General features: G+C 74.3%; 14 protein-coding genes and 1 pseudogene. All 15 read left to right on the top strand.

The window, feature by feature from the left end; all coding sequences use genetic code 11:
• Window positions 1–3 precede the first annotated feature (3 nt).
• On the top strand, window positions 4–1,923 hold the full coding sequence (gene asnB / locus ACIQWA_RS32780; protein WP_402488651.1) for an asparagine synthase (glutamine-hydrolyzing): 1,920 nt from the start codon (window positions 4–6) through the stop codon (window positions 1,921–1,923).
• 97 nt (window positions 1,924–2,020) lie between these two features.
• Entirely contained in the window at window positions 2,021–4,240 is a 2,220-nt protein-coding gene (locus ACIQWA_RS32775; protein ID WP_402488648.1) for a bi-domain-containing oxidoreductase, read from the top strand.
• Window positions 4,237–6,201: an alginate lyase family protein gene (locus tag ACIQWA_RS32770; protein WP_402488646.1), complete on the top strand. Its 1,965-nt coding sequence runs from the start codon at window positions 4,237–4,239 to the stop codon at window positions 6,199–6,201. The genes ACIQWA_RS32775 and ACIQWA_RS32770 overlap by 4 nt, the downstream gene beginning before the upstream one ends.
• Window positions 6,202–6,216: 15 nt before the next feature.
• Window positions 6,217–7,746 (top strand): right-handed parallel beta-helix repeat-containing protein, encoded by a 1,530-nt coding sequence (locus ACIQWA_RS32765; protein WP_402488643.1) that lies wholly within the window; start codon window positions 6,217–6,219, stop codon window positions 7,744–7,746.
• Window position 7,747: 1 nt separating this feature from the next.
• Complete coding sequence (locus tag ACIQWA_RS32760) at window positions 7,748–9,028, top strand: O-antigen ligase domain-containing protein (RefSeq protein WP_402488640.1); 1,281 nt, start codon at window positions 7,748–7,750, stop codon at window positions 9,026–9,028.
• Between the two features lies 1 nt (window position 9,029).
• Entirely contained in the window at window positions 9,030–10,304 is a 1,275-nt protein-coding gene (locus ACIQWA_RS32755) for a glycosyltransferase (RefSeq protein WP_402488637.1), read from the top strand.
• A complete protein-coding gene (locus tag ACIQWA_RS32750; protein WP_402488635.1) occupies window positions 10,301–11,536 on the top strand; it encodes a class I SAM-dependent methyltransferase in 1,236 nt (411 codons plus the stop codon). The genes ACIQWA_RS32755 and ACIQWA_RS32750 overlap by 4 nt, the downstream gene beginning before the upstream one ends.
• The gene (locus ACIQWA_RS32745; protein ID WP_360232448.1) at window positions 11,533–12,330 is read left to right on the top strand and encodes a glucose-1-phosphate cytidylyltransferase; all 798 of its coding nucleotides are present in this window, start codon (window positions 11,533–11,535) and stop codon (window positions 12,328–12,330) included. Before ACIQWA_RS32750 ends, ACIQWA_RS32745 begins: the two co-directional genes overlap by 4 nt.
• Window positions 12,327–12,968 (top strand): annotated as a pseudogene (locus tag ACIQWA_RS32740) (PIG-L deacetylase family protein); the annotation flags it as partial. The gene ACIQWA_RS32745 and the pseudogene ACIQWA_RS32740, both read left to right, overlap by 4 nt.
• Before the next feature lie 69 nt (window positions 12,969–13,037).
• On the top strand, window positions 13,038–14,063 hold the full coding sequence (locus ACIQWA_RS32735) for an NAD-dependent epimerase/dehydratase family protein (RefSeq protein ID WP_402488631.1): 1,026 nt from the start codon (window positions 13,038–13,040) through the stop codon (window positions 14,061–14,063).
• Window positions 14,051–15,334: a DUF4910 domain-containing protein gene (locus ACIQWA_RS32730; RefSeq protein ID WP_402488628.1), complete on the top strand. Its 1,284-nt coding sequence runs from the start codon at window positions 14,051–14,053 to the stop codon at window positions 15,332–15,334. The genes ACIQWA_RS32735 and ACIQWA_RS32730 overlap by 13 nt, the downstream gene beginning before the upstream one ends.
• Before the next feature lie 5 nt (window positions 15,335–15,339).
• The gene (locus ACIQWA_RS32725) at window positions 15,340–16,710 is read left to right on the top strand and encodes a hypothetical protein (protein ID WP_402488625.1); all 1,371 of its coding nucleotides are present in this window, start codon (window positions 15,340–15,342) and stop codon (window positions 16,708–16,710) included.
• Window positions 16,707–17,654 (top strand): glycosyltransferase family 2 protein, encoded by a 948-nt coding sequence (locus ACIQWA_RS32720; RefSeq protein WP_402488622.1) that lies wholly within the window; start codon window positions 16,707–16,709, stop codon window positions 17,652–17,654. Before ACIQWA_RS32725 ends, ACIQWA_RS32720 begins: the two co-directional genes overlap by 4 nt.
• Window positions 17,651–18,877 (top strand): polysaccharide pyruvyl transferase family protein, encoded by a 1,227-nt coding sequence (locus ACIQWA_RS32715; RefSeq protein WP_402488619.1) that lies wholly within the window; start codon window positions 17,651–17,653, stop codon window positions 18,875–18,877. Before ACIQWA_RS32720 ends, ACIQWA_RS32715 begins: the two co-directional genes overlap by 4 nt.
• Window positions 18,874–19,422 (top strand): dTDP-4-dehydrorhamnose 3,5-epimerase family protein, encoded by a 549-nt coding sequence (locus ACIQWA_RS32710; RefSeq protein ID WP_402488616.1) that lies wholly within the window; start codon window positions 18,874–18,876, stop codon window positions 19,420–19,422. The genes ACIQWA_RS32715 and ACIQWA_RS32710 overlap by 4 nt, the downstream gene beginning before the upstream one ends.
• The last annotated feature ends 4 nt before the right edge of the window (window positions 19,423–19,426 follow it).

Genomic DNA, 19,426 nt, shown 5'->3' with positions numbered 1-19,426 from the left:
GACATGTGCGGCATCGCAGGAACGTACCGGTGGCCGGACGGGAAGGTCGTGACCGACCTGCTCACCGACACCCTCGCCCACCGCGGCCCGGACGGCGCCGGCCGGTACAGCCACGCCCTCGGCGACGGCGAGGTGCACCTGGGGCACCGCCGGCTGGCCATCGTCGACCTCTCCGGGACGGGCGCCCAGCCGATGGCCAGGGACGGCCTGGTGCTGACCTACAACGGCGAGCTGTACAACGCCCCCGAGCTGCGCGCCGAACTGGCCGCCACCGGGGTGCGCTTCCGCGGCACCTCCGACACCGAGGTGCTGCTGGAGGCCTGGCGGCGCTGGGGCACCGACTGCCTGCCCCGGCTGCGCGGCATGTTCGCCTTCGGGGTCTTCGACGAGCGGACCGGTGAGCTGGTGCTCGCCCGCGACCAGCTCGGCATCAAGCCGCTGTTCCTGCTCCGGCGCGGCGAGGGCCTGGTGTTCGCCTCCGAGCTCAAGGCGCTGGCCGCCGCCACCGGCGGCTCGCTGGAGGTGGACCACGCGGCGATGGTCGCCTCGCTGCTCTACTACTGGGTGCCGGACTCCCGGTGCGCGTACCGCGAGGCGGAGAAGCTGCCGCCGGGCAGCTGGCTGCGCTGCCGGCCCGACGGCCGGGTGGAGCGCGGCCGGTACTGGCACCTGCGGGAGGTCGCCGCCGAGGGCCGGGAGCGGGCCCGGGCCGGCGAGCTGCCGGACCTCGCCGCGATCGTCGAGGAGTCGACGCGGCGTCACCTGCTCTCCGACGTCCCGGTGGCGACCTTCCTCTCCGGCGGGCTGGACTCCAGCTACCTGACCGCGCTGGCGGCGCGCGACCGCCCCGGGATCTCCGCCTACACGATCGGCTTCCGCGCCGAGGACGCCCGGTTCGAGGCGATGCCGGACGACCTGCGCTACGCCCGCCAGGTGGCAGAGCGGTTCGGCGTCGACCTGCACGAGATCGAGATCGCCCCGGACGTACTGGACCTGCTGCCGCGGATGACCTACCACCTGGACGAGCCGATCGGCGACCCGGCCGCGATCAACACCTTCCTGATCTGCTCGGCCGCCCGGGACGCCGGGGTCAAGGTGCTGCTCTCCGGGATGGGCGCCGACGAGCTGTTCGCCGGCTACCGCAAGCACCTGGCCAACCAGCTGGCGCTGCGCTACCAGCGCGTGCCGCGCCCGCTGCGGCGCGGCCTGTCCGCCGTGGTGGACCGGCTGCCGGTGGCCACCGCCAACCGGGGGCTGCGCTCGGTGCGGTTCGCCAAGCGCTTCCTCTCCTTCGCCGACCTGCCGGAGGAGACGGCGTTCCGGCGCAGCTACACCATGTACGACCGGGCGGAACTGCTCGCCCTGGTCGACCCGGACCTCGCCGGGACGGTCCAGGACGTGCTGGACGAGCACGCCGACGTCTACCGGGACAACGACCTGGACGACTTCGTCAACCGGATGTGCCTGGGCGACGCCCGGATGTTCCTGCCGGGCCTCAACCTCGCCTACACGGACCGCTCCAGCATGGCCGCCTCGACCGAGGTGCGGGTGCCGTACGTGGACGTCGAGGTGGTCAGGGCCGCGTTCACGCTGCCCGGCGACCGCAAGATCGTCGGACGCCAGGGCAAGGCCGTGCTCAAGGAGGCGGCCGCCTCCGTGCTGCCCCGGGAGATCGTGTACCGGCCCAAGGGCCTGTTCAGCGCCCCGCTGCGGGCCTGGATGAGCCGGGACCTGGCCCCGCTGGTGCGCGAGGTGATCAACGACGGCGAGCTGGTGCGCTCCGGTTTCCTGCGTCGGGACGCGCTGGCCCGGCTGGCCGCCGAGGACGCCGCCGGACAGCAGGACTTCTCCAAGCACCTGTGGCACGTGCTGACCCTGGAGTACTGGTACCGCGGCGCGACGGCCGGCACCGCCGCCCACTGAACGGCACTCACTGAACGGCACCGCCCACTGAACGGCTCCACCGTCCACTGAACGGCTCAGCGCTCATCGAACGGCCAGAGAAGCAAGGGGACTTCCGGTGAAACAGGTTGTGCAGAACTACAAGAGCGGCGAACTGGCGGTGCTCGACGTGCCGGTGCCGGGGTGCAAGCCGGGCGGGGTGCTGGTGCGCAGTGCCTTCTCGCTGATCTCCACCGGGACCGAGCTGATGAAGGTGTCCGAGGCCGGGATGTCGATGGTGGGCAAGGCCCGCTCGCGCCCCGACCAGGTGGCCAAGGTCATGCAGAGCGTCGCCACCAACGGCCTGCCCGCCACCTACCGCAAGGTGATGGGCAAGTTGGACTCCTACACGCCGCTGGGCTACTCGCTGTGCGGGGTGGTGGAGCAGGTCGGCGCCGGGGTCGACGACGTGAAGGTCGGCGACCTGGTGGCCTGCGCGGGCAACGAGCACGCGCTGCACGCCGAGCTGAACTGGGTGCCGAAGAACCTCTACACCCCGGTGCCGGACGGCCTCGCGCCGCAGCACGCCGCCTTCGGCACCGTCGGGTCGATCGCCCTCCAGGGCGTGCGCCAGGGCGAGCCGCAGCTCGGCGAGGTGGCGCTGGTGATCGGCCTGGGGCTGATCGGGCAGCTGGTGGTGCAGCTGCTGACCGCCGCGGGCGTCCGGGTGGTCGGGGCCGACCCCGACCCGGTGCGCTGCGAACTCGCCGAGCGGCTGGGCGCGGTGGCCTGCGGGGACCCGGGCTCCGCGGTGGTGGAGACCGCCGTCGCCGAGCTGACCGACGGCCACGGCGTGGACCAGGTGTACCTGGCGGCCGGCGGCGGCAGCAACCAACCCGTCGAGCTGGCCGCGCAGTTGAGCCGGGACCGCGGCCGGGTGGTGGACATCGGCAAGTGCCGCCTCGACCTGCCGTGGAACGCCTACTACGAGAAGGAGTTGGACGTCCGGTTCTCCCGTTCGTACGGCCCCGGGCGCTACGACCCGGAGTACGAACTGGCGGGCCGGGACTACCCGATCGGCTACGTGCGCTGGACCGAGCGCCGCAACCTGGCCTGCTTCCTCGACCTCGCCGCCCGCGGCCGGGTGGACGTGGCGCCGCTGGTCTCCCACATCGCCGACTTCGACGACGCGGTGGAGACCTACCGGCGGTTGAAGGACGGCGAGTTGAAGGCCGTGGCGGTGCTGTTCCGCTACCCGGGTGCCGAAGGGGAGCGGATGGCGGAGGCCCCGACCCTGGCCGTACCCGAGGTGCGCCGCCCCGGCCGGGCCGCCGCCCCGGCACGGTCTGCCGCCCCGGTTCGGCCCGCCGGGACGCCGGTGCGGCTGGCGTTCGTCGGCGCGGGCAACTACGCGACGTCGATGCTGCTGCCGCACCTGGCCCGGCGCGAAGGCGTCGCGCTGTCCACCGTCGTCACCACCACGGCGCTGTCCGCCGCCAACGCCCAGCGCAAGTTCGGCTTCGAGCGGGCGACCACCGACCTGGACGCCGTGCTCGGCGACGACTCGATCGACGCGGTCTTCGTGGTCACCCGGCACAGCTCGCACGCCGCCCTGACCGAGCGGGCACTGCTGGCCGGCAAGCCGGTGTTCGTGGAGAAGCCACTGGCGCTCACCGAAGGCGAACTGGCGGGCGTGCTCGCCGCCGTGGAGGAGTCCGGCAACGACCGCCTCCAGGTCGGCTTCAACCGCCGGTTCGCGCCGCTGCTGCGCGAGGCCAAGCAGCGCTTCGGCACCCGCAGCGGCCCGGCCAGCCTGCGCTACCTGGTCAACGCCGGGCGGCTCCAGCACGGCAGCTGGTACCTCCAACAGGACACTGAGGGTTCGCGGTTCGCGGGCGAGGGCGGGCACTTCATCGACACGGCGAGCTGGCTGCTGGGCGCCGACCCGGTGTCGGTGTACGCCGTCGCCCCGGCCGGCAACCAGGACCTGCAGATCGTGCTGGGCTACCCGGACGGCTCCACCGCCACCCTCAGCTACGTCACCACCGGGGCGCCCGGCTTCCCCAAGGAGACGCTGGACCTGGTCGCGGACGGCAAGGTGCTCGAGCTCGACGACTTCGTCCGCGCCTCGGTGCATTTCAGCGGCGCAGCCGGCCGTAGGCGCTGGGTCAGCTCCCGGCTGCCGAAGGCCCGGGACAAGGGCCAGTCCGCCGAACTGGCCTCGTTCATCAAGGCGGTGCGGACCGGCGGGCCGATGCCGGTGCCGCTGGAGTCGCTGGTCGCCACCACGGCGGCCACCCTCGCCGTCCAGGCCGCCCTGACCAGCGGCGCGCCGGTGACCCTGGCGGGGCCGAAGTGACCACGAGCCCGGGCTGGTACCTGCGCCGGCTGTCCCGGATGGGACCGCAGGAGGTCGTCGGCCGGGCCGGCGACGTACTGCGCCGGCGGCGGTGGCGTTCCGCGCCGCCGAGCGCCCCGGCCGTCACCGGCGCCCGGTTCACCGCCGTACTGCCCGCCGGGGCGCTCGCCGCCGTCCCGGCGGACGCCGCCAAGCGCCTGGTCGCCGCGGCCGACCGGCTGATGGACGGGCACGCCGAGTTCTTCGGGGTGACGCGCGAGGACCTGGCCGCCCCGGACTGGTGGCTCGACCCGAAGACCGGCCGCCGGGCCCCGGACGGCTACGCCTTCGACCTGCCCTACCGGGACGAGGACGCGGTCGGCGACATCAAGCAGATCTGGGAGCCCTCCCGGCACCAGCACCTGACGGTGCTCGCCGCCGCCTACGCGCTGACCCGCAACGAGCGCTACGCCGAGCGGGCGGCCGAGCAGCTGCGGTCCTGGTGGCAGGCCAACCCGCCGCTGCGCGGCGTGCACTGGATCAGCGGCATCGAGCTGGGCATCCGGCTGCTGTCCTGGGTGTGGGTCCGCCGGCTGCTCGACGGCTGGCCCGGCGCGGCCGGGCTGTTCGAGGGCAACCCGGTGGCGCTGGAACAGATCTGGCACCACCAGCACTGGCTGGCCGCCTTCCCCAGCCGGGGCTCCTCGGCGAACAACCACGTGATCGCCGAGGACGCCGGGCGGTTCGCGGCGGCCTGCGCCTTCGACTGGTTCCCCGCCTCCGAGCGCTGGCGCGCCGACGCGCTGCGCTCGCTGGAGCGGCAGCTGCGCGCCAACACCTTCCCCTCCGGCCTCAACCGCGAACTGGCCACCGAGTACCACGGGCTGGTGCTGGAACTCGGCCTGGCCGCACTGGCCGAGGCGGACGCCGCAGCCGTGCCCGTCCCGCGGACCGTCCGGCTGGTGCTGCTGCGGATGACCGACGCGCTCGCGGCCGTGGTGGACGAGCGGCTGCGCCCGCCCCGCCAGGGGGACGCCGACGACGGGTACGGCCTGGTCCTGGACGGCGCGGGCACCGCTCGCTGGGGCTCGCTGCTGGCCACCGGGGAGGCCGTGTTCGGCCGGCTCGCCTGGTGGCCGGCTGTGACCGGCACCGATGTGCGCACCCCGCTGCTGGCCGCGCTGCTGCGGCCGTACGCCCAGGACGGCACGGTGGCCCGCCCGGCCGCGCGGCCGGTGCACTTCCCGGACGCGGGCATGACGGTGCTGCGTGCACCGGGGCGGAGCGGCCCGGGGGAGATCTGGTGCCGCTGCGACGGCGGCCCGCACGGCTTCCTGTCCATCGCCGCGCACGGCCATGCCGACGCGCTGTCCGTGGAGGTCCGCTACGAGGGGGTCGACGTGCTCGCCGACCCGGGCACGTACTGCTACCACGGGCAGCCCGAGTGGCGGCGCTACTTCCGCTCGACGCTGGGCCACAACACCCTGGAGCTGGGCGGCGCCGACCAGTCGGTGTCCGGCGGCCCCTTCCTGTGGACCAGGCACGCCCGCACCCGGGTCCTGGTCGCGGACACCTCCGACCCGGCGGTGGCCCGCTGGTGCGCCGAGCACGACGGCTACCGGGACACGGTGCACCGCCGCCGGGTGGAGCTGACGGCCGCCACCGGGGAGCTGCGGGTGGTCGACCAGGTGCGCGGCCCGGCGCGGGCCGTGCGCCTGGCGTTCCACCTCGGCCCGGCGGTCAGCGCCGAACTGACCGGCCACCGGGCCGTGCTGACCTGGACCAGGGACGGCCAGGACCGGTCCGCGGTGCTCGACCTGCCCGGGGAGCTGACCTGGCGGGCGCACCGCGGCGAGAGCGCGCCGCCGCTGGGCTGGCACTCGGCCGGCTTCGGCCGGAAGGAGCCCGCCACCACGCTGATCGGCACCGGAACCGCCGACGGCGAGCGGGAGTTCACCAGCGTCCTCGGGTTCCGGGGCTAGCGGGAGGAGGGGACGGTGGGGATCACCAGGTGGCGCCGGGCGGCGTCGGCCGCGTCGGTGCTGGCGCTGGCCCTGCTGGCGGCGGCCGGCTGCACCAGCACCTCGGACGCCCCGGCGGAGCCGACCGCCCCGCCGTCCCCGGCCAAGCCGGTGGCCCAGGTGTGCGACCACCCCGAGGCCGGACCGGCCACCGCCCCGGCCGGCGCGGTGACGGTCGACCCCGCGGTGGTCGGCGACCTGGCCGCGAAGACCAAGGCCAGCCCGCCGAACACCACGTTCTGGCTCGGGCCGGGAACGCACAGCCTCGAAGCGGACCGCTACGCCCAGGTCGTCCCCAAGGACGGCGACAGCTACCTCGGTGCGCCCGGCGCGGTGCTCGACGGCCACGGGACCAACCAGTACGCCTTCGGCGGCGGCGCCGGGAACGTCGCCATCCGCTACCTGACCGTGCAGGGCTTCGTCGCCCCGCAGAACGAGGGCGTGGTCAACCACGACTCGGCCGACGGCTGGGTGCTCGAGCACGCGACGATCCAGCGCAACTCCGGCGCCGGGCTGATGGCCGGCGCCCACCAGAAGGTCCGCGCCAGCTGCCTGCGCGGCAACGGGCAGTACGGCATGAACGCCTACAAGTCCGGCGCCCCGCTCGGCGACCTGCTGGTCGAGGGCAACGAGATCACTGGCAACGACACCGACCAGTGGGAGAAACGCCAGCCCGGCTGCGGCTGCACCGGGGGCGTCAAGTTCTGGGCCGTCAACGGCGCCGACGTGCTCGGCAACTGGGTGCACGACAACCGCGGCACGGGCCTGTGGGCGGACACGAACAACAACGACTTCCGGATCGAGGGCAACCTGCTGGAGTCCAACGACGGCGCCGCGCTGATCTACGAGACCAGCTACAACGCCGTCATCCGCGACAACACGCTCCGGCGCAACAACTGGGTGGACGGCCGCCGCTCCGCCGACCGCGGCGACACCTTCCCGTTCGCCACCCTCTACCTGTCCGAGTCCGGCGGCGAACCGCGGATCAAGGCGCGCACCGACAGGATCGAGATCGACCGGAACGTCCTGGAGGACAACTGGTCCGGCATCACCCTGTGGGAGAACGCCGACCGGTTCTGCAACAGCCCGGCCAACACCTCCTCCGGCGCCTGCACCCTGCTGGTCCCGGACACCGCCCGCTGCGCCCGGCCGGGCATCGCCGCCGCACCGCTCTACGACGACTGCCGCTGGAAGACCCAGCGCGTCGACATCCACGACAACCGCTTCACGCTGGACCCGTCGGTGGTCGGCTGCACCTCGACCTGCGGCCGGATGGCGGTGCTGGCCAACTACGGCACCTTCCCGGACTGGTCGCCGTACCAGGGCGAACCGGTGGCCGACGCCGTCACCGGCAGGCAGCAGAACCGCTGGCACGACAACACCTACGTCGGACCGTGGAGCTTCGTCGCCCACGACCCGAGCCGCACCCTCGACTTCGAGCAGTGGCAGGGCGCGCCGTACCAGCAGGACCAGGGCAGCACCCTCAGGCCCGGGGCCGGTGGTTGAGATGGCCGCAACCGTGACCCGCGCCCGCGCCCAGGGCCTCACCCGGGACGGCCGCCCGGCCGGCCCGCCGAGGACCGTCGAGCTGATCTGGGGCCTGCTGATCCTCAACACCCTCGGCTCCGCCGGGGCGCAGACGATCATCCCGCTGCCCCGCTCGCTGATCCAGATGGCCACCATGGGCGCCCTGGTCTCCGCGTTCGCGCTGGCGCTGCTGCTCAACCTGCGGCTGCGGATCCGGCCCAGCGCCTTCCTGTTCCTGCTCACCCTGCTGCTGGTGCTGAGCGTGATCTCCAGCGCCAATCTGCACGCCGGGTACGGCGCGCTGTTCCGCTGCTTCCGGCTGACCCTCTTCGTCGCCACCCTGTGGCTGCTCAGCCGCTGGTGGGACGGCAGCCAGAGCTTCGTCCGGTTCCACATCCGGATGTACTTCGTGGTGCTGGTCTCGGTGGCCGCCGGCCTGGTCGCCTCACCGGGCGCGGCCTTCCCCGACGTCTACGGCGGGCGGCTGGTCGGCGCGCTGTGGCCGCTCACCCCGCCGCAGATCGGGCAGTACGCGGCGGTGATCATCGGGCTCACCGTGCTGCTCCTGCTGGACCGCCGCACCACCCGGGCGAGCGCGGCGACGATCATCGTGCCCTCGCTCGTCCTGCTCGCGCTGACCCACACCCGCACCGCCACCATCGGACTGATCGCCGGGCTGCTGCTGGCGATCGGCTCGCTGCTGCTGACCAGCGCCGCCGCCCGCCGGCTGTTCGGCTGGGCGGTGCTGCTCGCCACAGTGGTCGGGGTGGGCCTGAACTCGCTGCTCCAGGCCTGGTTCCTGCGCGGCCAGAGCCAGGAGAACTTCTCCAACCTCACCGGCCGGGCCAAGGTCTGGGACGCCCTGCTGGCGGCGCCCCGGACCACCGTCGAGCAGGTCTTCGGCACGGGGCTGGGCGACAAGTCCTTCGGCGGACTGCCGATCGACAACAGCTGGCTGGCCGTCTACAACGAACAGGGCCTGGCCGGGGTCGCCGTGGTGGCCGCGGTCCTGGTCGTGCTGGGCGGCGTCGCGCTGCTGCGGCCGCCCTCGCTCGCCCGGGCCGGCGCGATCTTCCTGATCGGCTACTGCGCGATCGCCTCGTACACCGAGGCCGGGCTGGGCGACGCCTCGCCGTACCTGCTGCACCTGACCGTGGCCGCCTCGCTGCTGGCGGCGCCCGCCGAGCCCGCTCTCCGGCCGACCCCTGCTGCTCCCCGGCGGCGCACCGCGCCCCGGGCCCGGCGAACGGAGCTCACCTGACATGCGCGTCCTCGTGGTGCACAACCGCTACGCCTCGGCGCAGCCGAGCGGGGAGAACAAGGTCGTCGACCAGGAGGTGGGCCTGCTGCGGGAGGCCGGCCACCGGGTGGAGTTGTTCGAGCGGCGCAGTGACGACATCGCCCGCCGCTCGCTGCCGGGCAAGGTCGCGGTGCCGCTGCTGGTGCCGTGGAACCCGGCGGTGCGTGCGGAGTTGGCCGCCCGGCTGCGGGCCGAGCGGCCGGACGTGGTGCACGTCCACAACGTCTTCCCGCTGCTGTCGCCCGCGGTGCTGGCGGCCTGCGCGGACGCGGCCGTGCCCGCCGTCGCGACGCTGCACAACTACACCCAGGTCTGCCCGCCGGGCACCCTCCAGCGGGACGGCCGGCCGTGCACCGAGTGCGTCGGCGGCTCGCCGCTGCCCGCCGTGCGGCACGGCTGCTACCGGGGCTCCCGGCTGGCGACGGTGCCGCTGGCGGTCGGCCTGGTGGTCAACCGGCGGCGCTGGTGGACGGGGGTGGAGCGGTTCTTCTGCATCTCCGCGGCGCAGCGCGAGGTCCTGGTGCGGGCCGGGCTGCCGGCCGAACGGCTGGCGGTGAAGCACAACTTCGTACCGGAGCCGGGCACCGTCCGCACCGGCGCGGGGGAGCACCTGCTCTACCTGGGCCGGCTCGCGGAGGCCAAGGGGGTGCGGCTGCTGATGGCCGCCTGGGACCGGCTCGCCGCCGAGGGCGGGGTCGGGGTGCCGCTGGTGGTCGCGGGCGCCGGGCCGCTGGAGGCGCAGGTGCGGGCCTGGGCGGCGGGCCGGGCTGATGTGCGCTGCGTCGGCCTGTACGACCAGGCGCAGTGCCGGGAGGCCGTCGCCCGGGCGGTTGCCGTGGTGGCGCCCTCGACCTGGCTGGAGGCCTTCGGGCTGGTGGTGGTGGAGGCGATGGCGGCCGGGGTGCCGGCCGTCGCCGCCGGTCACGGCGCCTTCGTCGAACTCGTCGAGGACGGGGTGACCGGGCTGCTGCACCGGCCGGGCGAGGCGGCCTCGCTCGCGGCCTGCCTGCGCCGGATCACGGCCGATCCGGCGGTCAACCGGGAGCTGGGCCGGGCCGCCCGGCGCCGGTACGAGCAGGGGTTCAGCCCGGCCGTCGGGCTGGACCGCCTGGTGGAGGGGTACCGGGCCGCGATCGCGGCCCGGTCCGGCGGCGCGGTCGGCGCGCCGCCGGTGGGGAACGGACACGCTGGCCCGCCGCGGGGCACCCGCGCGGGCAGGGATGGGAGCAGTCAATGACACGATGCCGACTGTGCGGCTCGACGGCGATGGGGAGCGTCGTCGACCTGGGGGCGACCCCGCCGTGCGAGAGCTTCCTCGCCGCCGACCAGTTGGACCGGCCGGAGCCGGCCTACCCGCTGCACCTGCGGGTCTGCACGGACTGCTGGCTGGCGCAGATCCCGCCGCTGATCACGCCCGAGGAGACCTTCACCCAGTACGCGTACTTCTCCTCCTACTCGACCTCCTGGGTGGAGCACGCCCGGACCTTCGTCGACGGCGCCGTCCAACGGCTGGGGCTGGGCGCCGACGCCTTCGTGGTCGAGGTGGCCAGCAACGACGGCTACCTGCTGCGGCACGTGGTGGACGAGGGGATCCGCTGCCTGGGCATCGAACCGTCGGTGAACGTCGGCGCCGCCGCCCGCGAGGCCGGGGTGCCCACCCTGACCGCGTTCCTGGACCCGGAGACCGGCGCCGCCGTCCGCGCCGAACACGGCCCGGCGGACCTGGTGGTGGCCAACAACGTGTACGCCCACATCCCCGACGTGGTCGGCTTCACCCGGGGGCTGCGCGCCCTGGTCGCCGACGACGGCTGGGTCTCGATCGAGGTGCAGCACCTGCTGACCCTGATCGAGGGGAACCAGTACGACACCATCTACCACGAGCACTTCCAGTACTACACGGTCGCCTCCGCGATCCGGGCGCTGGCCAGCGGCGGGCTCACCCTGGTCGATGTCGAGCTGCTGCCCACCCACGGCGGCTCGATCCGGCTGTGGGCCCGGCCGGACGCGGCCGCCGGCGAGCCGGGCCCGCGGGTGGCCGACGTGCTGGCCCGGGAGAAGGCCGCCGGGCTCCAGGAGCTGTCCGGCTACACCGAGTTCTCCGCCCGGGTCGCCAAGGTCCGCCGGGACCTGCTGACCTTCCTGATCGGTGCGGTCGAGCGCGGCGAGACCGTGGTCGGCTACGGCGCCCCCGGCAAGGGCAACACCCTGCTCAACCACTGCGGCATCCGGCCCGACCTGCTCCCGTACACCGTCGACCGGAACCCGTACAAGCACGGCCGGTTCACCCCGGGCACCCGCATCCCGATCCTGGCGCCCGAGCAGATCGCCGCCGACCGGCCCGACTACGTGCTGGTCCTGCCGTGGAACCTGCGGGCCGAACTGGTCGAGCAGTTGTCCTTCGTGCACGAGTGGGGCGGCCGGCTGGTCTTTCCCGTCCCGGAACTGAGCATCGTCGAGGGGGAGCGGTGAAGGTCGTCCTGTTCTGCGGCGGTTACGGGCTGCGGATGCGCAGCGGAGCCTCCGACGACGTGCCCAAGCCGATGGCGATGGTCGGACCCCGGCCGCTGATCTGGCACGTGATGCGCTACTACGCCTACTACGGGCACACCGAGTTCATCCTCTGCCTCGGCTACGGCGCCCACCACATCAAGGAGTTCTTCCTCAACTACCAGGAGACGACCTCCAACGACTTCGTGCTGCGGGGCGGGCGGACGGAGCTGCTGTCGACCGACATCGCCTCCTGGACGATCACCTTCGCGCAGACCGGCATCGAGTCGCCGATCGGCGAGCGGCTGCGCCGGGTGCGCCACCACCTGGACGGCGACGAGATGTTCCTCGCCAACTACGCCGACGTGCTCACCGACGCGCCGCTGCCGGAGATGATCGACCGCTTCGCCGAGCGGGACGCCGGCGCGTCGATGATGGTGGTGCCGCCGCAGTCCTCCTTCCACTGCGTGGACCTGGGCGCGGACGGCCTGGTCGGGGGGATCACCGCGGTCAGCGACATGCCGCTGTGGGAGAACGGCGGGTACTTCGTGCTCCGCCAGGAGATCTTCGACCACATCCCGGAGAACGGCGACCTGGTCGCCGACGGCTGCACCGAACTCGCCAAGCGCGGCCGCCTGGTGGCCCACCGGCACCGCGGCTTCTGGAAGCCCACCGACACCGTGAAGGAGCGGGCCGCGCTGGACGCCGCCTACGCCCACGGCGACCGCCCCTGGGCCGTGTGGGAGCGGGACGGGGCCGCGGTGAGGACCTCGTGATCCGGCTCGGCCCCGGGCCGCTGGAGCGGATCGCCGCGGTCGGCGCGCACTGCGACGACATCGCCATCGGCGCCGGCGGCACGCTGCTGACGCTGTGCCGGGCGCGTCCCGGGCTGCGGGTGGACGCGCTGGTGCTCTCCGGCGGCGGCGGCGCACGGGAGCAGGAGGAGCAGGCCGCGCTGGCCGCCTTCTGCCCCGGCGCCGACCTGCGGCTGACGGTGCTCAAGCTGCCGGACGGCCGGCTGCCCGCGCACTGGGAGGAGGCCAAGGCCGCCGTCGAGGAGCTGCGCGGGCGCACCGACCCGCAGCTGGTCCTCGCCCCGCGCACCGTGGATGCCCACCAGGACCACCGCGGCCTGGCCCGGCTGGTCCCCACCGCGTTCCGCGACCACCTGGTGCTCGGCTACGAGATCGTCAAGTGGGACGCCGACCTCGGCCGCCCGACGGCCTACCAGCCGCTGAGCCCGGAGACCGCGGAGGAGAAGGTGCGGCTGCTGCAGGAGCACTACCCCTCGCAGCGGCACCGCCCCTGGTACGACCGGGAGGCCTTCCTCGGGCTGGCCCGGATCCGCGGCATCGAATGCCACGCCCGCTACGCCGAGGCCTTCGACGTCACCAAAGCCACGCTCGACCTCGGCGCACTCGACCTGGGCGCGCCCCACCTCGGCACGCCCCACCTCGGCACGCTCGACCCGGAGGGATGAACCTTGCGCGTACTGCTGACCGGACACCAGGGCTACCTGGGCACCGTGATGGCCCCCGTCCTCGCCGCCGCCGGACACGACGTCGTCGGCCTGGACGCCGGCCTGTTCGCGGAGTGCGTCCTCGGCCCGAAGCCCGCGGACCCGCCGGGGCGGCGGGTGGACCTGCGCGACGTGACCGCCGAGCACGTGGCCGGGGTGGACGCCGTGATCCACCTGGCCGCGCTCTCCAACGACCCGCTCGGCTCGCTCGCCCCGGACCTCACCTACGACATCAACCACCACGCCTCCGTACGGCTGGCGCGGCTGGCCCGCGAGGCCGGGGTGCGGCGCTTCCTGTACGCCTCCACCTGTTCCGTCTACGGCGCCGCCGGCGGCGACGAGCTGGTGACCGAGGACGCCCCGCTGCGCCCGGTGACCCCGTACGCGGAGTCCAAGGTACGGGTGGAGGACGACCTGCACGCCCTGGCCGACGGCGACTTCAGCCCGGTGTACCTGCGCAACGCCACCGCCTTCGGCTACTCGCCCCGGCTGCGCGCCGACATCGTGCTGAACAACCTGGTCGGCCACGCGCTGCTCTCCGGCGAGGTGCTGGTGCTCTCCGACGGCACCCCCTGGCGTCCGCTGGTGCACGCCGCCGACATCGCCCGGGCCTTCGCGGCCGCGCTGGAGGCGCCGCGCGAGGCCGTGCACGACCGGGCCTTCAACATCGGCAGCGAGGCCAACAACGTCACGGTCGCCGAGATCGCCGAACAGGTCGCCGAGGCGGTGGCCGGCGCCCAGGTGGTGATCACCGGGGAGCACGGCGCCGACCCGCGCTCCTACCGGGTGGACTTCTCCCGGTTCCGGGCCGCGCTGCCCGGCTTCGACTGCGAGTGGACGGTCAAGCAGGGCGCCGTCGAACTCGCCGAGGCCTACCGGAAGTTCGGGCTGACCAGGGAGGACTTCGAGCGGCGCTTCACCCGGCTGGCGGTGCTCCGCGAGGCCTCCGGCGCGGGCGCCGTCGACGACACCCTGCGGTGGCGCCGGTGACCGGGGTCGGCGAGCAGATGCACGCCCTGGTGGAGCGGCTGTACCCGCTCTGCCGGAGCATCACCGGCGACGGGGTGCGCGCCACCCTGGCCGTCGTCGGCGAGTACCTCCCGCTGACGGTGCACGAGGTGCCGACCGGGACGCAGGTGCTCGACTGGACGGTGCCCCAGGAGTGGAACATCCGGGACGCCTACGTCGCCGACGCCGCGGGCCACCGGGTCGTCGACCTCGCCGCGTCCAGCCTGCACGTGCTCGGCTACAGCGTGCCGGTCGCGGCCACCATGCCGCTGAGCGAGCTGCGCCCGCACCTGCACACCCTGCCGGAGCACCCCACCTGGGTGCCCTACCGGACCAGCTACTACACCCCGGACTGGGGCTTCTGCCTGGCCCAGCAGACCCTGGACGCGCTGCCCGAGGGCGACTACGAGGTGCGGATCGACTCCACCCTCGCGGACGGCCACCTCACCTACGCCGAGCACGTCGTCCCCGGGCAGGTCGCCGACGAGGTGCTCGTCTCCTGCCACGTCTGCCACCCGTCGCTGGCCAACGACAACCTGGCCGGCATCGCGGTGGCGACCTTCCTGGCCCGCGAACTGGCCGAGCGCTCGCCGTACTACACCTACCGGTTCGTCTTCGCCCCCGGCACCATCGGGGCGATCACCTGGCTGGCCCGCAACGCGGAGCGGGTGGACCGGGTCAAGCACGGCCTGGTGCTGGCCTGCGCCGGGGACCGGGGGCAACTGACGTACAAGCAGAGCCGGCGCGGCGACGCGGAGATCGACCGGGTGCTGCGGCACGTCCTGCGCGCCTCCGAACGCCCGCACCGGGTCACCGAGTTCACCCCGTACGGCTACGACGAGCGGCAGTACTGCTCGCCCGGGTTCGACCTCGGCGTGGGCTCGCTCAGCCGGACCCCGTACGCCGGGTACCCCGAGTACCACACCTCGGCGGACGACCTGGACTTCGTGAAACCGGAGGCGATGGCGGACACCCTGGCGGTCTGCCGCGAGGCCTTCGCCGTGCTCGACCGCAACCGGCGCTACCTCAACCTCAGCCCGTACGGTGAACCGCAGTTGGGCCGGCGCGGGCTGTACGACTCGCTCGGCGGGCGCAGCGACGCCAAGCAGGCCCAGCTGGCCATGCTGTGGGTGCTCAGCCTCTCCGACGGCGAGCAGAGCCTGCTGGACGTGGCCGAGCGCTCCGGGCTGCCGTTCGACACCGTCGCCGTCGCGGCCGACGCCCTGCGGGGCGCCGGGCTGATCAAGGCGTGACGCCGATGGCCACCGAGGGGGTGAAGGCCGCGGCCCCGGCAGGCCCGGCCGGGGAGCGGGCGCAGGCCCGGCCCGCCGGGCGGGGCGTGCTCGGCCGGGTGTCCTGGGGGCTGGCCGACCAGGCGGTCACCAGCATGATCAACTTCGCGGTGGGCAGCTACGTCGCCCGGGAGCTGGGGGTGCACGCGTTCGGCGTGTTCAGCCTGGCCTGGCTGACCTACGGCGTGGTGCTCAACGTCTCCCGCGGGCTGGCCACCGACCCGCTGATGGTGCGGTTCAGCGGCGTGCCGGAGGGGGCCTGGCGCGCCGCGGCGGCCCGGTCCTCCGGCACCGCACTCGCCGTCGGCGCCACCCTCGGCGCCGTCTGCCTGCTGGTCGGGCTCGGCCTCGGCGGCGACGTAGGGCCCGCGTTCGCGAGCCTCGGCCTCGCCCTGCCCGCGCTGCTGCTCCAGGACTCCCGGCGGTTCGCCTTCTTCGCCGCCGGCACCGGGCGGAAGGCCTTCGCCAACGACCTGGTGCAGGGCCTCGCGCTGATCCCGGCCATGGTGCTGGCGGCCAGGGTGGGCACCGTGGCCGCCTTCCTGCTCGCCTGGGGCGCCGCCGCGGCGGCCGCCGCCGGGTACGGCTTCCTCCAGTCCGGCGTCCGTCCCCGGGTCACCCAGGCCCGCGGCTGGCTGCGCGAGCAGCGCGACCTCGGCAGCCGCTACCTGGTCGAGAACGTCAGCCTCAGCGGCGCCGGCCAACTGCGCGCGTACGGGCTCGGCGCGATCGTCGGGGTCGGCGCGGTCGGCGCCGTCCGGGGCGCCGAACTCCTCCAGGGCCCCTTCCTCGCCCTGCTGATGGGGCTCTCCCTGGTCACCGTGGCGGAGGCGGCCCGGGTCCTGCGGCAGACACCGCAGCGGCTCGGCCGGTTCTGCCTGCTGCTCGGCGGCGGACAGGCCGGCGCCGCCCTGCTGTGGGGCTCGGCCCTGCTGCTGATGCCAGACCGGGCCGGGCAGTTCGTCCTCGGCGACGTCTGGCACTCCGCCTCCCAGCTCATCGTGCCGGCCACCCTCGGCGTCGCGGGCGCCGGCCTCGGCAGCGGCGCGGCCGCCGGGCTGCGCGCCCTCGCCGCCGCCCGGCGCAGCCTGCGCTGCCAACTCTTCGGCTCCGCCTGCTACCTGGGCGGCGGGCTCGGCGGCGCCGCCGCGGCCGGCACCGTCGGCTCCGCCTGGGGCGTCGCCACCGCCACCGCCTGCGGCGCCGCCGTCTGGTGGCTCCAGCTGCGCGCCGCCCTGCGCGAGCACCACCGCACACCCAGTTCCGACCCGAGCGCCACCCCCGACCCGAGCGCCACCCCCGACCCGAGCGCCACCCCCGAAGTGAGGACGCCGTGACCGCCGTTCCCCGACTGAGCATCGGCCTGCCCGTCCACAACGGCCAGGAGTACCTCGCCGAATCGCTCGACGCCCTGCTCGGCCAGACCTACCAGGACTTCGAACTGGTCATCTCCGACAACGCCTCGACCGACGCCACCGAGTCCATCTGCCGCGAGTACGCCGCGCGGGACCGGCGGATCCGCTACCTCCGGCTGCCCCGGAACATCGGCGCCGCGCCCAACCACAACCACGTGTTCACCCAGTGCCGCGGCGAACTCTTCAAGTGGGCCTCGCACGACGACCTGTACGCCCGGGACCTCCTCCAGCGCTGCGTCCAGGCGCTGGACGAACGGCCCGAGATCGTCCTCGCCCACTCCGGCCAGGCCGTCATCGACGAGCACGGCCGGGTGAAGGTCCCCTACGAGTACGGCCTCGCCACCGACTCGCCGCGTGCCCCGGAGCGCTTCCGCAGCCTGCTGTTCGAGCCCGGCGGCGACGACTTCTACGGGGTGATCCGGGCCGACGTGCTGCGCCGGGTCAAGCCGCACGACAGCTACCACCACGCGGACCGCACCTTCGTCGCCGAGCTCACCCTGCACGGCCCCTTCCACCAGGTGCCGGAGCTGCTCTACTTCCGCCGCGACCACCCCACCCGGGCCGAGCGGGCCAACCCCTCCAAGCGCTCCCGTTGCGTCAACCTGGACCCGCGCCGGGCCGGGCCGCTGCACCCCACGCCCCGGCTGCTCGCCGAGTACGTCTGGGGCTTCGCCGCGGCCGTCCGCCGGGCGCCGCTGTCCACCGCCGACCGGCGGGCCTGCTACGGCCACCTGGCCGCCTGGATGACCAGCCGGCTGCGGCCGGGCGCCGGCGAGCGGGTCGAGGACCGCGCCCCCGTGCCGTCGGCCGAGCCCGCCGTCTCCGTCGACGACCTGGTGGCCGGGCGCGGGGGGAGGCGGGCATGACGCCCCGAACCCCGGTGCGCGTCGGGGTGTTCGGGCTGCTCGGCTCCGGCAACCTCGGCAACGACGGCTCGCTGGAGGCCGTGCTCGGCTACCTCCGCGCCGAGCACCCGGACGCCGCGGTGGACGCGCTCTGCGGCGGGCCGGAGGTGGTCACCGCCCGCTACCGCATCCCCGCCACCCGGCTGCACTGGTACCGCGGCGAGTACCGCACCGCCGCCCGGGCCGGCGCCGTCCTCGGCAAGGGCCTGGGCAAGCTCGTCGACGCCGCCCGCACCGCCGCCTGGGTGCGCCGGCACGACGTGGTGATCGTCCCGGGCATGGGCGTCCTGGAGGCCACCCTGCCGCTGCGGCCCTGGGGCTTCCCGTACGCGCTGTTCCTGCTCTGCGCCTCCGGCCGGCTGCTGGGCACCCCGGTGGCGCTGGTCGGCGTCGGCGCCGCCCCGATCGGCAACCCCGCCACCCGGGCGCTGGTGCGCTGGTCCGCCCGGCTGGCCGCCCACCGCTCGTACCGGGACGAGCTGTCCCGCGAGGCCATGCGGGCGATGGGCGTGGACACCGCGCGGGACGAGGTCCACCCGGACATCGCCTTCGCCCTCCCGGCGCCGCCCGCCCCCGGAGCCCGGGACGGGCGGGTCTGCGTCGGCGTGATGGACTTCCACGGCGGCGACGACGACCGCGCCCGGGCCGAGACGATCCACCGGCGCTACCTCGACGGCACCACCCGCCTCGTGCGCGCGCTGGTCGAGGACGGCCGGCCGGTCCGGCTGCTCACCGGCGACGCGGTCGACGCCCGGGTGGTCGCCGCGATCGTCGAGGCCGTCGACTCCCCGCTGGTCTCCGCCTCCCCGGCCGCCTCGCTGGCCGAGCTGATGACGGAGACGGCCGCCGCCGACGCCGTGGTGGCCACCCGGTACCACAACCTGGTCTGCGCGCTGCGGACCGGCACCCCGACGCTCGCCCTCAGCTACGCGGCCAAGAGCGACGCGCTGATGGCCCGGATGGGGCTGGCCGCCTACTGCCACCCGGCCCGCGAGCTCGACGCCGACCGGCTGATCGAGCAGTTCCGGGAGCTGGAGAAGCACGCGACGGAGCTTCGGCAGACCCTCGCCGAGCGGAACCTGACGGCCACCCGCCGGCTCGACCACCAGTTCACCGCCCTGACCGCGGCCGTCTTCCCGACCGCCGACCACGCTACCGCCGACCACCTTACGGAGACCTCATGAAGGCGACCGAAGTCCCGGCGATCGCCGGCGCCTACCTGTTCGAACCGACCCCGTACGCCGACGAACGCGGCTTCTTCTGCCGCACCTTCGACGCCGAGGTGCTCCGCTCCGTGGGCATCGACCCCGACGCCTTCGTCCAGCACAGCCTGTCCCGCTCGGTACGGGGCGTGCTGCGCGGCCTGCACCTGCGCTCCGGCGCCGGCGAGGCCAAGATCGTGCGCTGCTCCTCCGGCGAGGTCTTCGACGTCGTGGTGGACCTGCGGCCCGACTCGCCGACCTACCGCAACAAGGCCTTCTTCGAGCTGTCCGGCCAGACCCAGGTCAGCGTGTACGTCCCGGCGGGCTGCGCCCACGGCTTCCAGGCGCTGACCGACGCCGACGTCTCGTACCGGATCGACCGCCCGCACGACCCGGCCGAGGACGTCACCATCGCCTTCGACGACCCGGAGCTGGCCATCCCCTGGCCGCTGCCCGCCACGTCGGTGTCCGAGCGGGACCGGAAGGCGCCGAGCCTCGCCGAGGCCCTGCGACCCGAGGAGAAGTGAGCGC

Origin of the sequence: Kitasatospora sp. NPDC098652 (genome assembly GCF_044760155.1) — a bacterium.
Lineage (GTDB): Bacteria > Actinomycetota > Actinomycetes > Streptomycetales > Streptomycetaceae > Kitasatospora.
Note: the sequence above shows the minus strand (reverse complement) of the source record. Positions and strands in the feature narration are given on the sequence as shown.

What these genes read in the sequence shown, in the direction of transcription:
- asnB (WP_402488651.1), top strand. Translation starts at nt 4, where the DNA reads ATGTGCGGCATCGCAGGAACGTACCGGTGGCCGGACGGGAAGGTCGTG.
- ACIQWA_RS32760 (WP_402488640.1), top strand. Translation starts at nt 7,748, where the DNA reads ATGGCCGCAACCGTGACCCGCGCCCGCGCCCAGGGCCTCACCCGGGAC.
- ACIQWA_RS32755 (WP_402488637.1), top strand. Translation starts at nt 9,030, where the DNA reads ATGCGCGTCCTCGTGGTGCACAACCGCTACGCCTCGGCGCAGCCGAGC.
- ACIQWA_RS32750 (WP_402488635.1), top strand. Translation starts at nt 10,301, where the DNA reads ATGACACGATGCCGACTGTGCGGCTCGACGGCGATGGGGAGCGTCGTC.
- ACIQWA_RS32725 (WP_402488625.1), top strand. Translation starts at nt 15,340, where the DNA reads ATGGCCACCGAGGGGGTGAAGGCCGCGGCCCCGGCAGGCCCGGCCGGG.
- ACIQWA_RS32715 (WP_402488619.1), top strand. Translation starts at nt 17,651, where the DNA reads ATGACGCCCCGAACCCCGGTGCGCGTCGGGGTGTTCGGGCTGCTCGGC.
- ACIQWA_RS32710 (WP_402488616.1), top strand. Translation starts at nt 18,874, where the DNA reads ATGAAGGCGACCGAAGTCCCGGCGATCGCCGGCGCCTACCTGTTCGAA.